The organism is Streptomyces sp. NPDC104313 (assembly GCF_055583985.1).
The window spans coordinates 665,727-681,322 of the sequence record NZ_JBVJMW010000003.1 but is presented as its reverse complement, the minus strand read 5'-3'; the positions used below and the strand labels follow the sequence as shown (position 1 = coordinate 681,322).

The following is a 15,596-nucleotide window of genomic DNA, read 5'->3' as shown; positions in this document are numbered from 1 at the left end:
AGGTCCCTTTCTCCTCATCTTCCTTGCGACGCATTTCGCCGCAAGACGGAATTGGCACCTTCCCCACCGTGACCTCGCGGTCGGCGGGAGGGTTGCCGGGACTTCAACGGGCCGTTCCCTCAGTCCCTCTGGATGAGCTCCTATGGCGCTGGATCTTCGATCCAGGCGTTTATGTGCGGTCCGACCCCGACATGCGAGGGCCCTACGCGTTGTTCAAGACTGTAACCGAAGCACCGGACCGTTGAGATAGTCGTCCGAACCGCGAGATGGATCACACACAGGGAGTGCCGACCGTGCTCGAAGAGGTGGAACGCTGGCTGACCAGGCGTTCCTGGTCGTCCGGCGACCGCCCGCTGAACCGGCTCACCGACGCCCGGAACGCCGATCCGCGCGCCACGTCCGTGAGCGTGGTGCTGCCCGCGCTGAACGAGGAGGCCACGGTCGGCGCGATCGTGGCGACGATCCGCCGGGAGCTGATGGAGAAGGTCCGGCTCGTCGACGAACTCGTGGTGATCGACTCCGGCTCCACCGACGCCACCGCCGCCGTGGCCCGGGCGGCGGGCGCCCGGGTGGTCCACCGGGACGCGATCCTGCCCCGGATCCCGGCCCTGCCCGGCAAGGGCGAGGTGCTGTGGCGGTCACTCCTGGTGACCAGCGGCGAGATCGTCTGCTTCGTCGACGCCGACCTCAAGGACTTCTCCGCGGACTTCGTCTCGGGCACGGTCGGACCGCTGCTCACCGACCCGTCCGTTCAGTTCGTCAAGGCGATGTACGACCGTCCGCTCGGCGACACCGCAGGTCAGGGTGGCCGGGTCACCGAGCTGGTGGCACGTCCGCTGCTCAATCTGCACTGGCCCCAGCTGGCCGGGTTCGTGCAGCCGCTGGGCGGCGAGTACGCGGTGCGGCGCTCCCTGCTGGAGCGGCTGCCGTTCCCGGTCGGTTACGGAGTCGAGCTGGGGCTGCTGGTGGACGCACTGCACACGGTGGGCCTGGACGCCCTGGGCCAGGTCGACGTAGGCGTGCGCAGACACCGCCACCAGGACGGGCAGGCGCTGGGCCGGATGGCGGCGGCGATCTACCGCACGGCGCAACTGCGGCTCTCCCGGGGCCATCTGGTGCGGCCCGCGCTGACCCAGTTCGAGCGCGGCGAGGACGGCTTCGTGCCCCGTACCCACGCGGTGGACACCGAGGAACGGCCGCCCATGCGGGAGATCGAGGAGTACGCGGAGCGCCACGCGGCGTGAGGGTGGCGGACGGCCGGTGCGCACCACACCGCGGGAGGGGCGGGAGATCCGGGGGGGGTCAGGCGGTCCAGGAGGTCCGGGAGGCGTTTGGAGGCTTCCCGAACGGGCTAGGTTCCGCTACATGGTCTCCGAGCACGCCGAACCCGCAGCCGCCTCCACCGCCCAGGTCCTCGTCGCGTCCAACCGCGGCCCGGTCTCGTACACGCTCGGCGAGGACGGGACGCTCGACGCCAAGCGCGGCGGCGGAGGTCTCGTCTCCGGGCTGAGCGCCGTCGACGACAAGCTGTGGGTGTGCGCGGCCCTCGGCGACGGGGACCGCGAGGCGGTGCGGCGGGGGGTCGGGGAGCCGGGCGTGCGGATGCTCGACATCGACGCCGAGGTCCACGCCGACGCGTACAACGGCATCGCCAACTCGGTGCTGTGGTTCGTCCACCATCTGCTCTACCAGACGCCACTCGAGCCGGTCTTCGACGCGGAGTTCCGCCGTCAGTGGGCCTCGTACGAGACGTACAACCGGGCCTTCGCCCGGGCGCTCGCCGAGGAGGCGGGCCCCGGGGCGTCGGTCCTCGTCCAGGACTACCACCTGGCCCTGGTCCCCGGCATCCTCCGTGAGCTGCGCCCGGACCTCAGGATCGGCCACTTCTCGCACACCCCGTGGGCGCCCGTCGACTACTTCCGGCTGCTGCCCGACGACATCGCGGAGCAGTTGCTGCGCGGCATCCTCGGCGCGGACCGGGCCGCGTTCCTGACCCGGCGCTGGGCGGACGCGTTCATCGGCTGCTGCACGGAGATCCTCGGCGGGACGGGCCGGACCAGGATCGGGGTGCACGGCCTCGGGGCGGACGCGGACTTCCTGCGCCGGCGCTCGCACGAGGCCGATGTGGACGAGCGGATGGTGGCGCTGCGGGAGCAGGTGGGCGAGGGCCGGAAGACCATCGTCCGGGTGGACCGCACCGAGCTGTCCAAGAACATCGTGCGCGGCCTGCACGCGTACCGGGCCCTGCTGGACGCCCACCCCGAGTGGCGCGAGCGCGTCGTGCACATCGCCTTCGCCTACCCCTCCCGGCAGGACCTCGCCGTCTACCGGGACTACACGGCGGCGGTACAGACCCTCGCCACGGAGATCAACGGGGTCTACGGAACGGAGAGTTGGACACCGGTCGTCCTCCACGTCAAGGACGACTTCGCCCGCTCGCTGGCCGCGTACCGGCTGGCGGACGTGGCCCTGGTCAACCCGATCCGCGACGGGATGAACCTGGTCGCCAAGGAGATCCCCGTCGTCTCCGACCACGGCTGCGCGCTCGTGCTGTCACGGGAGGCGGGGGCGTACGAGGAGCTGGGCGAGGACGCGATCGTGGTGAACCCGTACGACGTGACGGGCACGGCCGAGGCCCTGCACGAGGCCCTGACGATGAGCGGCGACGAGCGGGCGGGACGCACGAAGCGGCTGGCCGGGGCGGCGACCGCGCTACCGCCCCAGCAGTGGTTCCTGGACCAGCTGGAGGCGCTGCGGCAGGGGTGAGCGCACGGGGCCGCGCGCCGGGGCTTCCCCTGCCGGTGGGACCTCGCGTCGGGCTCAGCCGACGGCCGGGCACCCGGGGGCCGTACACCGGCCCGAGGCGCCCGGCGGCGTTCCGCCGGGCGCCTCGGCTACAGCCGCTCCGCCAGCGCCGCCAGGAAGTCCACCACGGCGGCCGGGCCCGGCACCGACAGGTCCGCTCTTTCGGCCAGTTCGGGCACCTCGGCGCTGCCGCTGCACACCAGGAGGCCGGGGACGCCGTCCGGGCCCTCGGTCCGCAGCTTCTCCACCGCGGCGAACGCGGCGAGGTCCCCGAGGTCGTCGCCCGCGTAGATCACGGACTCGGCGTCCAGCTCCGCGACGAACATGGCGAGCGCTACGCCCTTGTCCATGCCGGCCGGGCGCAACTCCAGTACCAGACGTCCCGGTTCGACGATCAGCCCGTGTTTCGCGGCCAGCTCGCCGAGGGGGCCGCGCAGGGTCTCGAAGGTCGCCTGCGGATCCTGCGCGCGCCGGGTGTGGACAGCGAAGGCCTGCCCCTTCTCCTCGATCCAGGCGCCGTTCGCGGAGTCGAACTCGTGCAGCACCCGGGGGAGTTCGGCCCGTGCGGCGGCGACCCCGGGGTGCGGGGCACGGGTGTTGACGGTGCCGGTCACGGCGTCCCAGCGTTCGGCGCCGTAGTGTCCGAGCACGACGAGGTGCTCCAGTCCGGGGACACCCGCGAAGCCTCCGTAGCGCACCGCGAGGCCCGCCGGGCGGCCGGTGATCACGGCGACGGCGGCGACCTTCGGCGCGAGCGCGGCGAGCGCAGCCACCGTGCCGGGGTGGGCGCGGGCCTGCTCGGGGTCCGGGACGATCTCGGCGAGCGTGCCGTCGAAGTCGAGGGCGACGACCGCGCGGTCGGGCCGGGCGAGTACGGCGTCGAGCCCCTCGCGTCCGGCCGGGGTGGTCGGGTTCGGCAGATGTGCGGAGTGACTGCCCATGGGGCGAGCCTATGCCCTGGGCCGGTTGATCACGAGTGCTGATCACCAGTATCCGCGGGGCCGACGCCGAACTCGTGCAGTGCCCCGGGACGACTGCCGGCCGGTTGATCAAGCGTGTTGATCGACCCGGATCGCGGGGCCGGCGACGACTACTCACGGGCACCCGCGAGTTCGACCGGCCGGGTCCGCAGGGCGAACGAGGCCGGCAGGGCGGCGGAGACTGCGGCCAGGAGCGCGGCGGCCGCGACGACGAGGCCGAGCGTTCCCCACGGCACGACGACGGCGGACGGGACGCCCAGCAGTGCCAGCGCGCACCACACCACCAGCAGGTTCACCGCCGCGACCACGCCCCCGAGCACGGCGCCCACCCCGACCGCCGCCACCGCCTCGGCTGCGACGAGCCGCAGGATCTGAGGGGCGGTGGCTCCGGCGAGACGGAGCACGGCGAGATCGCGGACCCGGTCGGAGGTGGCCATGACCAGGGTGTTGGCCAAGGCCGTCGCCGTGCAGAGAAGGGCGATGCCGAGAATCATCCGGAGCCCGGTCCTGGTGGAGTCGTTCGTACGCGGGCCGTTCGCGGCCAGCCATTCGGCACGGGTCGTCACCAGCGTGCCGGTGGCGTCCCCTGCGGTACGCAGCGCGGCGGCGACGGCCCGCCGGTCACCGCCCTCGGCCACCTTGACATCGATCCGGTCGACGTCCGCGCCCCCGGAGTTGCGCCGGGTGACGTACACGCCGTTGTCGCCCGTTCCGGTCGCCAGGACGGCGGCGATCCGCAGCGAGGCCCTACGGCCGTCGCCCAGCCAGACGGTCACCCGGTCGCCGACCCGCGTGGTCAGCCACTCCTCGTTGACGACGATCGTGCCGTCGTCGAGATCGGCGAGCCGGCCCGCCGTCACCGGCAGCTCCGACACGGCGGCCAGCCGGGCGGGGTCGACCGCGCGCGCCTCGGAGGTGACGAGGGCCGTGTCCTCTTCGAGGACGGTGACGGCCGTGGACCGCGAGACGCTGACCACGGCCCCCTCGACGGCCCGCGCCCGCTGCACGAAGGCGGGTGCCAGCGGCCGGCCCTCCTGCCCCGGCGTCACCACGAAGTCGGCGGTCGTGGCGGTGCTCACCTCGGTGGCCCTGGCCTCCTCCAGGGTGGCGACGGTGCCCGTCAGGGTGGCGGCGAGGGCGACGGTGATGAGGACGGGGGCGGCGACGGCCGCGGTCCTGCGCACCCCGGCGGTGGTGTTCTCCCGGACGAGCAGGCCGGTGGCGCCGGGCAGCCGCGCGGGCAGCCAGGTCAGCAGCCGGCCGACGGGGCGCACCAGGACGGGGGCCAGGAGGGCGCAGCCGACGACGAGGAGCATGGGCCGGGTGACGTAGGACTTGCGGCCCAGCAGGTCGCCGGGGTCGACGGCCAACGCCAGTGCGGGCAGGCCCAGTCCGGCGAGCAGGACCAGGACAGCGGCCACCCAGCGGCTCGCCGGCATGACCCGGCTGTCGACGGCCGCCTCGCGCAGCGCCTCGGTCGGAGCGGTCCGCCCGGCCCGGTGGCAGGAGACGAGCGCCCCGGCCGTGGCGACGAACACCCCGGTCCAGAACGCGGTGTGCAGCGGCCAGGAGGCGTCGCCGAGGGCGAACCAGGGCGGTGCGAGACCTCCCTCGACCATCCGGCCGACGAGCAGGGGCGCGCACCTGGCTCCGAGCCACACGCCCGCGGCCGAGGCGAGGAGGCCGACGACGACCGCTTCGGCGCACACCGTACGGCGGATCTGGCCGGGCGTCGCACCGGCCGTTCGCAGCAGGCCGAACTCCCGCCGCCGCCCGGCCACGGCGAACGAGAACGTCGAGGCCACGACGGCGGCGGAGACGAACAGGGTGATGCCCGCGGCGGTCCCGAGCAGGGCGTTGACGGAGACCAGGGCCTGGGCGTCGCGGTCCGGGTCCGGGTCGGCGCGGCGGCGGTCGTGGCCGGTGAGGACGTCCATGCCGCTGTCCGGCCCGAGCGCCCCGCGTACGGCGGTGGCGTCGGCGTGCACCACGAGGGCGTCGATGTCCGGTGAGATCCGGGCGGCCTCGTCGTCGGTGAAGAAGACGGCGTCCTCGAAGCCCCGGCCGGCCACGGTGCCGACGACGGTCCGGGTGTCGTTCCCGGCCGGGGTGCGGACCCGGACGCGGTCACCGGTACGGAGCGGGGCGCCGCCGGACCCCGTGGTGACGACGACCTCGCCGGGGGCGGCGGGGGCCCGGCCCGAGGTGAGACGGTACGGGGTCGCGGCCGCGACCGGCCACGGGTGCCCGACGCGGACCCCGGCTCCCTGGCCGGTACGCGACTCCTCGGCATCGGGACCGGTAAGCGACTCCTCGGCGCCTTGGCCGGTACGAGGCTCCTGGGCGGTACGAGGCTCCTCGCCGTCAGGGCCGGTACGAGGAACCGTGACGTCCGCCGGGAACGTCCGGTCCTCCACCGTGCGGCCGAGGGCGGCCAGTCGGTCGGCGATCCGCGGGCGGACCGGTCCGGGGCGGTCGAGCGGCTTGCTCCGGGTCCCGGTCGGGGTGTCGATACGGAGGCGATCGGCGGCCCGGACGACGACGGGGGCGGCGCCGAACCGTTCGGGTCCGCGCTCCGGGGCGTCGAACGTCGCGGCGAGGGCGAGTCCGGTGGCCGCGATCAGGCCCACGCCCAGGGCGAGGGCGACGAAGGACCCGACGAAGGTGACCCAGCGTGTGCGCAGCCCGCACAGTGCCAGCGTCAGCACGAGACCACCTCCGGGGAAGCGGACGCAGGGCGAGCCGGGGCAGCCGAAGCGGCGCCCGCTGCCATCCGGGCCGCGACCCGCTCCGCAGAGGGCGCGTCCAACTCGTCCCGGATACGGCCGTCGGCGAGGAAGACCACCCGGTCGGCGAAGGAGGCGGCGACCGGGTCGTGGGTCACCATGATCACGGTGCGCCCCTCGTCGGTCATCGCACGCAGCAGGCCGAGCACCACGCGCCCGGCGGTGGAGTCCAAAGCCCCGGTCGGTTCGTCGCCGAAGAGCACCTCGGGCCCGGTCACCAGGGCGCGGGCGATCGCCACCCGCTGCTGCTGGCCTCCGGAGAGCTCGCCGGGCCGGTGGCCGCCCCGGTCGCTCAGCCCGACCTGGTCCAGCGCGTGGAGCACCTCGGCCTTGCGCGGCCGTCGGCCGGCGAGCCTCAGGGGCAGCGACACGTTCTGCGCGGCGGTCAGGGAGGGCAGCAGGTTGAACGACTGGAAGACGAAGCCGATCCGCCCCCGGCGCAGTCGGGTCAGCCGGGCCTCGCTCAGCCCGGTCAGATCGGTCTCGCCGAGCAGCACCCGGCCGCCGGTCGGCCGGTCCAGGCCCGCGACGCAGTGCAGGAGCGTCGACTTTCCGGAGCCGGAGGGCCCCATGACAGCGGTGAACGTGCCGCGGGGAATGGTCAGGCTGACATCGTCGAGCGCTTTCACCGTGCTGCCGCCACGGCCATAGGAACGGGTCACGGACCGGAGCCGAACGGCCGGTACCTGACCGGCGCTTGCTGCTGGATTCATGAGCTCCACTCAACCGGCGGCGCTCGCACGGCACATCGCAGCGAGAGGGGGCTCCCATGGTGGAGCCAGCTCCACCATCCCCGTGGCAGAGAAGAGGGTGGCCGCCCGGGGGGACCCTCTCGTAGCGTGCCCGGCATGCTCTCCCCCAGCCCGCCGCCCGCGTCCCCGGAACCCCGGCCGCCCCTCCCACCGGCCACCCTCCAGACTCCTCCCCGGTCCCTGTCCCGATCCCTGCCCCGGTCCCTCCCCCGAGCCCTGTCCCGGCGGCTCCTCGGCGGCCGGCCGTGGCGTGCCGCGCTCTACCTCCTGACCAGCGTGCCCCTCGGCGTCGCGACACTGGTGGCGCTGCTCCTGCTGGCGGTCGCGGGCAGTGCGCTGACCGTCCTCGTCATCGGCGTGCCGCTGCTGCTGACGCTCGTCCTCGCCGGGATTCCGCTGGCCGCGCTGGAGCGGCGCAGGCTCCGGCTGATCGACCCGGCGCCCCTCCTCGATCCCCACCGCGAACCGCCCGAGCCGGGCCTTGCCTCCTGGCTGCGGACCCGGCTCCAGGAGCGGTGCACCTGGCGGGAGTTGGCGTACGCGCTGCTCTTCGCGTTCGTCCTGTGGCCGCTGGAGGCGCTGGCCGTCGGCAGCGTTCTGCTGGTGTGCGGCGGGCTGATCGGAACCCCGGTGATGATGGCGGCGGGCGGGGACGGGGAGGCGCGCGTCCTGAAGCTCTGGCTCGCCGACTCCTGGCCGGAGGCGTTCGCGGTGCTGCTGGCGGGGGTGGTGCTGCTGCCGTTGCTGACCTGGCCGCTGGAGGTGGTGGCCCGGGGCAGGGCCGTACTGACCCGGGCGCTGCTCTCCCCGCCGGACTCCGCACTCGACTCCCGGATCGCGGAGCTGGACCGGTCGCGGACGCGGCTGGTGGACGCTTTCGAGGCGGAACGCCGCCGTATCGAACGCGACCTGCACGACGGGGCGCAGCAGCGGCTGGTGGCCCTCTCCATGACGCTGGGCCTCGCCCGGCTGGAGAGGCCCGCCGAACCGCTGGGCGGACTGCTGGACCGGGCGCACGAGGAGGCGTCGGTCGCGCTGGTGGAGATCCGCGAGCTGATCCACGGGATCCATCCCCATATCCTCACCGACCGGGGCCTGGAGGCCGCCGTCGAGGACCTGGCGGACCGCTCGCCGATCCCGGCCGAGGTGCTCCTGGCCGTACCGGACCGGCTGCCCGAAGCCGTCGAGACCGCGGTCTACTTCGCGGTCAGCGAGGCTTTGGCGAACGTGGCGAAGCACAGCGGGGCGGGCCGCGTGACGGTGACCGGCGCGACCACGAGGAGGTGGCTGACGGTGGAGGTCGAGGACGACGGGCGCGGGGGCGCGCGCCTGGGCGGGACGGCCAACGGGAACAGGGGACGACCGGCGAACGGGGACGGGGACGGCACGGCGAACGGGAGCGGGGGACGGACAGCCGACGGAGACAGGGACGGGGTGGCGAACGGGAGCGGGGGACGGACAGCCGACGGAGACAGGGACGGGGTGGCGAACGGGAGCGGGGGCGGGACGGGCCTTCAGGGCGTCGCCGATCGCCTCTCGGTGCTGGGCGGGACCCTGCTACTGTCCAGTCCGCCCGGGGGGCCGACGGTGTTCCGGCTGGAGGTTCCCTGCCCGCCCGCCCGATCGAGGACCTGATGCTGCGCGTCGTACTGGCCGAGGACAGTGTGCTCCTGCGCGAGGGCCTGGTCGGCCTGCTGGAGCGCTTCGGGCACCGGGTCCTCGCCGCGGTGGGCACCGCCGACGAGCTGACGGCCGCCGCCCTGGAGCATCGCCCGGACATCGTGGTGACCGATGTCCGGATGCCGCCCGGCTTCTCGGACGAGGGCCTGCGGGCCGCGGTCGCACTGCGCGAGAGGCTGCCGGGGCTGCCGGTGCTGGTGCTCAGCCAGTACGTTCAGCGCACCTACGCCGAGGACCTGCTGGACGCCTCGGACGGTACGGGGGTGGGCTATCTGCTCAAGGAGCGCATCGGCCACGTCGAGGAGTTCGCCGACGCGCTGCGCCGGGTCTCCGAGGGCGCCACGGTGGTGGACCCCGAGGTCGTACGGCAGTTGATCCGGCGCCGCCGCGACCCGCTCGCCCGGCTCACCGCCCGCGAGGTGGAAGTGCTCGCGCTGATGGCGGAGGGCAGGTCCAACGCGTCCGTCGCCGAGGCCCTGCACGTCGGCGAGGGCACGGTCAGCAAGCACTTCGGGTCGATCCTCACCAAGCTCGACCTCGACGTCTCGGACGCCACCAACCGCCGGGTGCTCGCGGTCCTGGCGTTCCTGCGCGGCTGAGCCGACCGCCCCGCCTCGGCCTCCCAAGAAGGCTTCCACCGACTCCCGCGCCCCACCCCACCCGACCCACCTGTCCCGCCTGTCCCGCCTCCGGCGACCACCCGGCGACCACCCGGGCTTGACAGCCATTCCCCCACGACTCCATGATTCCATTAATTGACTAATGGAATTGAGGTGAGGCGCGTGGCGGACACGGGCACTCCGAACGCGACATCCGGTAGCTGGGCGCTGGAAGCCCGCGGCCTGGGCAAGCGCTACCGGCGCGGCTGGGCGCTGCGCGACTGCTCCTTCCGGATCCCGGCCGGCCGCATCTGCGGCCTGGTCGGCCCGAACGGGGCGGGCAAGAGCACCCTGCTCGGACTGGCGACCCGACAGGTGCAGCCGACCACCGGCGAACTGCGGATCTTCGGCGTACCGGTCGACAACGCCGCCGTGCTGCCCACCTTCGCGTTCCTCGGCCAGGAGAAGCCGCTGTTCAAGCGGTTCACCGTGGCCGACACCCTGCGCATGGGCGCCGAACTGAACCCCGGCTGGGACGCGGCGGCGGCGACGCGCATCGTCCGCTCGGGCGACGTCCCGCTGCACGCGAGGGTCGGCACGCTCTCCGGCGGTCAGCGCACCCGCGTGGCCTTCGCGCTCGCCTTCGGCAAGCGGCCGGACCTGCTACTCCTGGACGAGCCGATGTCGGACCTCGACCCGCTGGCCCGCGACGAGATGAGCACCCTGCTGATGGCGGAGGCCGTCGAGCGCGGCACCACGGTGGTGATGTCCTCGCACATGCTGACCGAGCTGGAGGACATGTGCGACTACCTGCTGGTCGTCTCCGAGGGGCGGATCCGGATGGCCGGTGACGCCGACGCGCTGGTCCCGGCCCACGCGCTGGTGACCGGCGTGGCCAGGGACGGCTCGCTGCCGCCCGAGCTGGCCGACCACACCGTCATCGAAACCCGCCTCCAGGGGCGGCAGTTCCAGGCGATGATCCGGCCGAAGGCTCCACTCCCGGCCGACTGGGAGAGCGCCGAGCCCTCCCTGGAGGAAGTCCTCCTCGCCCATCTCCGCTCCCCGGACGCGCCCTCGCTCTACACCCAGGGCGCCCGCGTCGAGGCCGAAGGGACCCAGGCCGCATGAGCACCACCCTCACCGAGAAGCCCGCCGTGTCCGACTCCGGACGCCGCCTGCTGCGCGGAATGCCGTGGCTCGTCGTACGCCAGCACCGGGTCGCGCTGGCCTGCGTCCTCGGCCTCACACTGCTGACCGCACTCTGGATCGCGTACGAGCGCAACGAGCTGGTCCAGCTGCTCGACGCGAAGGGCTGGCCGGAGAAGGACGCCGGCCTGCGGATGGAGGACGACCGCGGTTACGGGTACATCACCTCCATCCTCGGCGGCCTCCCCCTGATCCTCGCCGTCTTCATCGGCGCCCCGCTGATCGCGGGCGACCAGGAGAACGGCACCGCGCAGCTCGTCACCACCCAGTCCACGACCCGCCGCCAGTGGCTGATCGCCAAGCTGGGCCTGGCCTACACCCTCGCGCTGGTCTCCGGCGTGGTGCTCTCCGCGCTGTTCACCTGGTGGTGGAGGCCGCACCGCTCGGTCTTCCTCGGCGAGTGGATCGACGGCGTGATCTTCGACAACACCGGGCCCGTCCTGCCCGCGTTCCTCCTCTTCTTCACCGCGGCGGGCATCACCATCGGCGTCCTGATCCGCCGGGTGCTCCCGGCCATGGTGGTCGCGTTCCTCTTCACGGCGATCACCACCATGATCGTCTGGGACGAGGTGCGCGTACGCCTCGGCGTCACCCAGATCTTCACCTACCCGATGGGCAGCGAACTCCCGGCCCGCTACGCCGAGGTGCACGAGGTGGACCGCTGGGTCGGCAGCGCGGACGGGGCCCTGTACGGCTGGGGCACCTGCGTCAAGGCGACCGAGAAGGCGCATAACGCGTGCATCAAGGAGCACGGCATCGTCAACGACGTGGTCGAGTACCTCGGCTACGACCAGATGGCGTCGATGCAGTGGACCGCGGCAGGCCTCCTGCTCGCCGGGACGGCCCTGCTCACGGCGTTCACCCTGTGGCGGGTCGCCCGCCGCCCGCTGTGAACATCGCCCTCTCCTCCTACGTAAAATGTCGCAATCGAGCGGAAGGTGAAGACCGTGGTCGTGTTCCGCATCGACCGGCGCAGTGGAGTGGCGACCTATCTCCAGATCGTCCGGCAGGTCGAGCAGGCGCTGCGCATGGGCGCACTGGAGGAGGGCGACCGGCTGCCCACCGCGGCCCAGGTCGCCGCGACCACCAAGGTCAACCCGAACACGACCCTGAAGGCCTACCGCGAGCTGGAACGCATGGGCCTCGCCGAGGTGCGCCAGGGAGCGGGCACGTTCATCACCCGCTCCCTCGCGCAGCCCCAGTCCGGCCCCGGATCTCCGCTGCGCTCCGCGCTCGCCGACTGGCTGGACCGGGCCCGCGCCGAGGGCCTCACCGGGCAGGACGTCACGGCCCTGTTCCACGCGGCGTTCGAGAGCGCCTACCCGGGCGAGGCGCCGGACTGACCGACACCGGTCAGGCGCGGTCGCACCGGTAGCCGCCGCCGGGGGCGGGGCCGACGTCGCACTGGATGCCGGACCCCGGCGACGGCGAGGAACGAGGGGTCGGTGTCGCGGCGCACACCAGTGGAACGACCTTGTCCACCAAGGCCGTTCCACCATTGCTCCGCCGTCCGCCTACAGCCGTCCGTCACGGACGTCACGGACGTCACCTTCGCGGTGTCCTCGCAGCGCCCGGCCCCCTGTACGCCGGCGACGAGTGTGACCGCGCTCCGCCCCGACGACACCGGGCGACACCCTGATCAGCCCCTCCCTCACCGTCAGCCTGCTGAGGCACCACCGGGACGCCGGCCGGCCCAGGACCGCGCAGCCGATGGACGCACTGACGAGCGGGGAAACGGAGATCGCCCGCCTGGTCGCCAAAGGAATGACCAACGCGGAGATCGGGGCGGAGCTGTTCATCTCGGCCGGTACGGCCAAAACGCATGTGGCCAACGTCCAGCGCAAGCTGAGCGTCCGCAATCGGGTCGGCATCGCCGCCTGGATCTGGGGCAACGGACTGGAGGAGTGACCCCGGCGGGGACCACCACGAAACCACGAAAGCCCAGCTCAGAGACTTCTGAGCTGGGCATAGAGAGACTGCTTCAGAAGGAGATCAGATCCTGCCGAGGTCGACCTCCGCGGTGAAGGGCGCCGAAACCTTGACGACGCCGGTGAACACCTCCCCGTCCCGGTAGGTCCTGGTAGCGGGGTCGAGAACGTAGGTGTACACAAGAGGGACGCCGGTCGCGGCCTGCTCAACCCTCCAGTAGAAGGCGATGCCCGACTTTGCGTACTGATCCGTCTTCACGATCCGGTCGGTGGTCTCCGACCCCGGCGAGACAACCTCCACAACCAGCAGCACGTGCTCAGGGCGGGTAGGCGTGATGTCGATCGTGTCCGCGCGGTACACCACGACATCCGGGCGCCGATTCGTGAGCGGGACGTCTTGAAGGCGGACGTCGAAGTCGGTATCGGCGTTCCCATCAGGGCCCGCAGCCGCTTCCAAGGCATTCGCCAGGATCCGAGCGAACCGGTTGTGGCGCTTGGGCGCACTGGGGCTCACAACGATCATCCCTGCGTGGATGCACGAGCAGATCACCCCCGTCGAGCGCCGGGATCCGCTGAAGATCAGCGGTCACTACTCGGTGGGCGTTGCCGAGCCTCAGCCACCCGAGCACACCAAACGATATCTACTCAATCAAGAAAATGATATCGTTTGATGTGCTCGAGACCCAAAGGAGGCCCGCATGGCAAGGACAGTGATCGACCTCGACGAGACCATGGTCGCCGAGGCCATGCGCATTTTCGGCACCAAGACAAAAGCCCAGGCCGTACGTCTCGCCATGGAGGACGCCGTCAAACGGCACCTGCGGCAGGAGGGCTTCGACGCCATGGACACCGGCGACTTCGACTTCAGCGAGATCATCGAGAGCACTGGCCCTCGCAACGCCGACGGAACTCTCAAGCGTGAGGGCGGTCGCGCCGCCTGATGCAGGATCGCTACCTGATCGACAAGTCCGCTCTCGCACGCTGGACGAAACCCGGCGTCAGAGAGGTGCTGAAGCCTCTCCACGAACGCTATCTGCTCGCGGTCTGCCAACCGACCGAGTACGAGATGATCCACTCAGCTCGGGACACTGCCGAGGCAACGCGTATCAGCACCTGGCTCCACGCCTTCGACTATCTGCGCAGCGACGACGACACGTTCGCCCGCGCACTGGAAGTCCAGCGCCACACTCTCAACGCAGGATTCCACCGGGCTCTGTCACTGCCTGACCTTCTCATCGCTGCGACAGCGGAGCTGAGTCGGCTGACCGTGCTCCACTACGACGGCGACTTCGACATGATCGCTTCCCTCACCGGCCAACCCACCGAGTGGGTAGTACCGCCTGGCAGCGCGGACCGCTGAGAGCGCCACCACGCTTCCTCAGCTGTCTATCGGGCCGACCGGCGTCAACTACTGAGCAAGGATGTGGTGAGGAGCCACGAACGATGCTCTGTTGATCTCCAGGGCCCATGGCAGAGATATCACAACGGTAATGGTGAGATGCCGGCAACGAATCCGCTCGTCAAGCCATTGAACCGTCTCAGGCCGATCCAACACCTTGAGCAGGTCACGGCAGAAGAAGGCCCGACAGAAGGAGGTCAAAGACGTAGGCCACGACGGCCTACCCTGCCTGCGCCCGGCAGGGTTCCCTTCGACGCGGCACGCCGACATGATGAGTTGTCGTGGAGAACTACGTGATTCCCCTCTCGATCGCAGTCATTGGACTGGCTGCCACCGCTGTAGGCGCTCTCATCGGAGCGCGGTCAACCAGGTTCGGCGCGGAGCGGAATGCTGAAGTCGCTCGTCAACAGGTACGTGACCAAAGTGTCATTGAGCACGGTCACCGGCTGAGGCAGCAGCGTTTCGACACCTATGAGAGCTTCCTTGGCGCGTGGGACGAGTGCCTCAGGATCACTCAAGAATCCGCCGAGAATCATGATACGGACCTGGCCGGCCTCGCGAACCTCAGGAACGCCGCAGACCGGATGGCGGAACGCTCGCGACGTATCGCGCTACTCGGCCCCGAGGCAGTCACGCGTGCGGCAGACGAACTGACCGAGACGATGCGGAGCGACGTCGAAGTCACCACCGAATTCATCGAGGTGGCACAAGCCGCGCTCGCGGCGATCGACGATTCACGTCTGTCAGGGGACACCTTCCGAGAGGCCACCGACGAGCTCGTAAGACACACCGAGCGGGTTACCGCCCTGATGTGGGCGAACTTCGACGAGGGGGGAGCCTGCAAGATCTTGATGGCCACCCCTTGTTGGGAGAAGTGATGACGAGCGGCCAGCAGTATCAGCGAGCCTCCCAGGAAGCACTGCGAGCGCTGGAGTCGGACGCGGAGCAGCTCACAGGCGCTGCGGAACAGGCAGCTGGCACAGTGAGCACCCTCACTCAGAATAAGGAGGCGCGAGAAGACAGTCGAAAACGCTTCACTGCCGCAGTACAGCAGGCTCTCGGTACACCTCCCACGACCTCGGCGAACCCCGGAGCCCGGTAGGGCACATGCCCAACAGTCGAGATCCCACATGATCTTGTGGGACGCGCCGACGAAGCGTGGCAGGCCACCGCTTAACACCCTCCGCTCGCGCATCGCTCACGCAGGCCATCTCGCGGCACCCCCGCCCGAACCGCCTGCCACCCCAAAAAGAAAGACCCCAGGTCACGGCGAGTGACTCCTGGGGTCCTTCTGAGCCGCCTTCGGGATTCGAACCCGAGACCTACGCATTACGAGTGCGTTGCTCTGGCCAACTGAGCTAAGGCGGCATGCCCTGTCGCACTATGGTGCGATCAGCAGCGGAGCCAAGTCTACACAGTTTCCGGAGGCGCTCCGCACACGGCACCCCCGGCGGCGTTTGC

General features: G+C 71.3%; 14 protein-coding genes, 1 tRNA gene, 2 pseudogenes and 1 riboswitch. Of the genes and pseudogenes, 12 read left to right on the top strand and 5 right to left on the bottom strand.

The features are described from left to right. Positions 1–11: 11 nt before the first annotated feature. A riboswitch (SAM riboswitch) is annotated at positions 12–139 on the bottom strand. 154 nt (positions 140–293) lie between these two features. Together ACZ60Q_RS10270 and ACZ60Q_RS10265 are read left to right on the top strand one after the other, a co-directional pair. Beyond that, positions 294–1,244: a glucosyl-3-phosphoglycerate synthase gene (locus ACZ60Q_RS10270; protein WP_469631327.1), complete on the top strand. Its 951-nt coding sequence runs from the start codon at positions 294–296 to the stop codon at positions 1,242–1,244. A 121-nt stretch (positions 1,245–1,365) separates the two neighbouring features. Then, on the top strand, positions 1,366–2,766 hold the full coding sequence (locus ACZ60Q_RS10265; protein ID WP_469631093.1) for an alpha,alpha-trehalose-phosphate synthase (UDP-forming): 1,401 nt from the start codon (positions 1,366–1,368) through the stop codon (positions 2,764–2,766). A gap of 128 nt (positions 2,767–2,894) precedes the next feature. Here the strand turns inward: ACZ60Q_RS10265 and otsB are convergent, their stop codons facing one another. The 3 genes from otsB to ACZ60Q_RS10250 form a co-directional block, all read right to left on the bottom strand. Further along, positions 2,895–3,746, bottom strand: coding sequence for a trehalose-phosphatase (otsB, locus tag ACZ60Q_RS10260; protein ID WP_469631090.1), 852 nt, complete (start codon positions 3,744–3,746; stop codon positions 2,895–2,897). 149 nt (positions 3,747–3,895) lie between these two features. Beyond that, the gene (locus ACZ60Q_RS10255; RefSeq protein ID WP_469631087.1) at positions 3,896–6,493 is read right to left on the bottom strand and encodes an ABC transporter permease; all 2,598 of its coding nucleotides are present in this window, start codon (positions 6,491–6,493) and stop codon (positions 3,896–3,898) included. Next, positions 6,487–7,284: an ABC transporter ATP-binding protein gene (locus ACZ60Q_RS10250; RefSeq protein WP_469631084.1), complete on the bottom strand. Its 798-nt coding sequence runs from the start codon at positions 7,282–7,284 to the stop codon at positions 6,487–6,489. Before ACZ60Q_RS10250 ends, ACZ60Q_RS10255 begins: the two co-directional genes overlap by 7 nt. A gap of 126 nt (positions 7,285–7,410) precedes the next feature. Here ACZ60Q_RS10250 and ACZ60Q_RS10245 point away from each other — a divergent pair, with 126 nt between their 5' ends. The 6 genes and pseudogenes from ACZ60Q_RS10245 to ACZ60Q_RS10220 form a co-directional block, all read left to right on the top strand. Then, positions 7,411–8,958 carry a sensor histidine kinase gene (locus ACZ60Q_RS10245; RefSeq protein ID WP_469631081.1) on the top strand — a complete coding sequence of 516 codons (1,548 nt, stop codon included), beginning with the start codon at positions 7,411–7,413 and terminating at the stop codon, positions 8,956–8,958. Continuing rightward, positions 8,958–9,602 carry a LuxR C-terminal-related transcriptional regulator gene (locus ACZ60Q_RS10240; RefSeq protein WP_469631078.1) on the top strand — a complete coding sequence of 215 codons (645 nt, stop codon included), beginning with the start codon at positions 8,958–8,960 and terminating at the stop codon, positions 9,600–9,602. Before ACZ60Q_RS10245 ends, ACZ60Q_RS10240 begins: the two co-directional genes overlap by 1 nt. Positions 9,603–9,785: 183 nt before the next feature. Further along, the gene (locus tag ACZ60Q_RS10235) at positions 9,786–10,730 is read left to right on the top strand and encodes an ABC transporter ATP-binding protein (RefSeq protein WP_469631075.1); all 945 of its coding nucleotides are present in this window, start codon (positions 9,786–9,788) and stop codon (positions 10,728–10,730) included. Continuing rightward, positions 10,727–11,701 carry an ABC transporter permease gene (locus ACZ60Q_RS10230; RefSeq protein ID WP_469631072.1) on the top strand — a complete coding sequence of 325 codons (975 nt, stop codon included), beginning with the start codon at positions 10,727–10,729 and terminating at the stop codon, positions 11,699–11,701. Before ACZ60Q_RS10235 ends, ACZ60Q_RS10230 begins: the two co-directional genes overlap by 4 nt. 45 nt (positions 11,702–11,746) lie before the next feature. Then, the gene (locus ACZ60Q_RS10225) at positions 11,747–12,151 is read left to right on the top strand and encodes a GntR family transcriptional regulator (RefSeq protein WP_097866115.1); all 405 of its coding nucleotides are present in this window, start codon (positions 11,747–11,749) and stop codon (positions 12,149–12,151) included. 283 nt (positions 12,152–12,434) lie between these two features. Further along, positions 12,435–12,716 (top strand): annotated as a pseudogene (locus ACZ60Q_RS10220) (response regulator transcription factor); the annotation flags it as partial. An 84-nt stretch (positions 12,717–12,800) separates the two neighbouring features. Here the strand turns inward: ACZ60Q_RS10220 and ACZ60Q_RS10215 are convergent. Beyond that, positions 12,801–13,262, bottom strand: a pseudogene (locus tag ACZ60Q_RS10215) (Uma2 family endonuclease); the annotation flags it as partial. Positions 13,263–13,269: 7 nt separating this feature from the next. On the opposite strand from ACZ60Q_RS10215, the gene ACZ60Q_RS10210 reads away from it, so the two are divergent. The 4 genes from ACZ60Q_RS10210 to ACZ60Q_RS10195 all read left to right on the top strand — a co-directional run bounded on the left by ACZ60Q_RS10210 (position 13,270) and on the right by ACZ60Q_RS10195 (position 15,013). Continuing rightward, positions 13,270–13,407: a hypothetical protein gene (locus ACZ60Q_RS10210; protein ID WP_469631068.1), complete on the top strand. Its 138-nt coding sequence runs from the start codon at positions 13,270–13,272 to the stop codon at positions 13,405–13,407. Positions 13,408–13,434: 27 nt separating this feature from the next. Next, complete coding sequence (locus ACZ60Q_RS10205) at positions 13,435–13,677, top strand: type II toxin-antitoxin system VapB family antitoxin (protein WP_469631066.1); 243 nt, start codon at positions 13,435–13,437, stop codon at positions 13,675–13,677. Continuing rightward, a complete protein-coding gene (locus ACZ60Q_RS10200; RefSeq protein ID WP_469631063.1) occupies positions 13,677–14,096 on the top strand; it encodes a PIN domain-containing protein in 420 nt (139 codons plus the stop codon). Before ACZ60Q_RS10205 ends, ACZ60Q_RS10200 begins: the two co-directional genes overlap by 1 nt. A gap of 320 nt (positions 14,097–14,416) precedes the next feature. Continuing rightward, positions 14,417–15,013, top strand: coding sequence for a hypothetical protein (locus tag ACZ60Q_RS10195; RefSeq protein ID WP_469631060.1), 597 nt, complete (start codon positions 14,417–14,419; stop codon positions 15,011–15,013). 416 nt (positions 15,014–15,429) lie between these two features. On the opposite strand, the gene ACZ60Q_RS10190 is transcribed toward ACZ60Q_RS10195, so the two are convergent. Then, positions 15,430–15,503 (bottom strand) — tRNA-Thr (locus ACZ60Q_RS10190). Positions 15,504–15,596 lie beyond the last annotated feature (93 nt).

What these genes read in the sequence shown, in the direction of transcription:
- ACZ60Q_RS10230 (WP_469631072.1), top strand. Translation starts at nt 10,727, where the DNA reads ATGAGCACCACCCTCACCGAGAAGCCCGCCGTGTCCGACTCCGGACGC.
- ACZ60Q_RS10210 (WP_469631068.1), top strand. Translation starts at nt 13,270, where the DNA reads ATGCACGAGCAGATCACCCCCGTCGAGCGCCGGGATCCGCTGAAGATC.
- ACZ60Q_RS10240 (WP_469631078.1), top strand. Translation starts at nt 8,958, where the DNA reads ATGCTGCGCGTCGTACTGGCCGAGGACAGTGTGCTCCTGCGCGAGGGC.
- ACZ60Q_RS10250 (WP_469631084.1), bottom strand. Translation starts at nt 7,284, where the DNA reads ATGAATCCAGCAGCAAGCGCCGGTCAGGTACCGGCCGTTCGGCTCCGG.
- ACZ60Q_RS10265 (WP_469631093.1), top strand. Translation starts at nt 1,366, where the DNA reads ATGGTCTCCGAGCACGCCGAACCCGCAGCCGCCTCCACCGCCCAGGTC.
- otsB (WP_469631090.1), bottom strand. Translation starts at nt 3,746, where the DNA reads ATGGGCAGTCACTCCGCACATCTGCCGAACCCGACCACCCCGGCCGGA.
- ACZ60Q_RS10205 (WP_469631066.1), top strand. Translation starts at nt 13,435, where the DNA reads ATGGCAAGGACAGTGATCGACCTCGACGAGACCATGGTCGCCGAGGCC.
- ACZ60Q_RS10200 (WP_469631063.1), top strand. Translation starts at nt 13,677, where the DNA reads ATGCAGGATCGCTACCTGATCGACAAGTCCGCTCTCGCACGCTGGACG.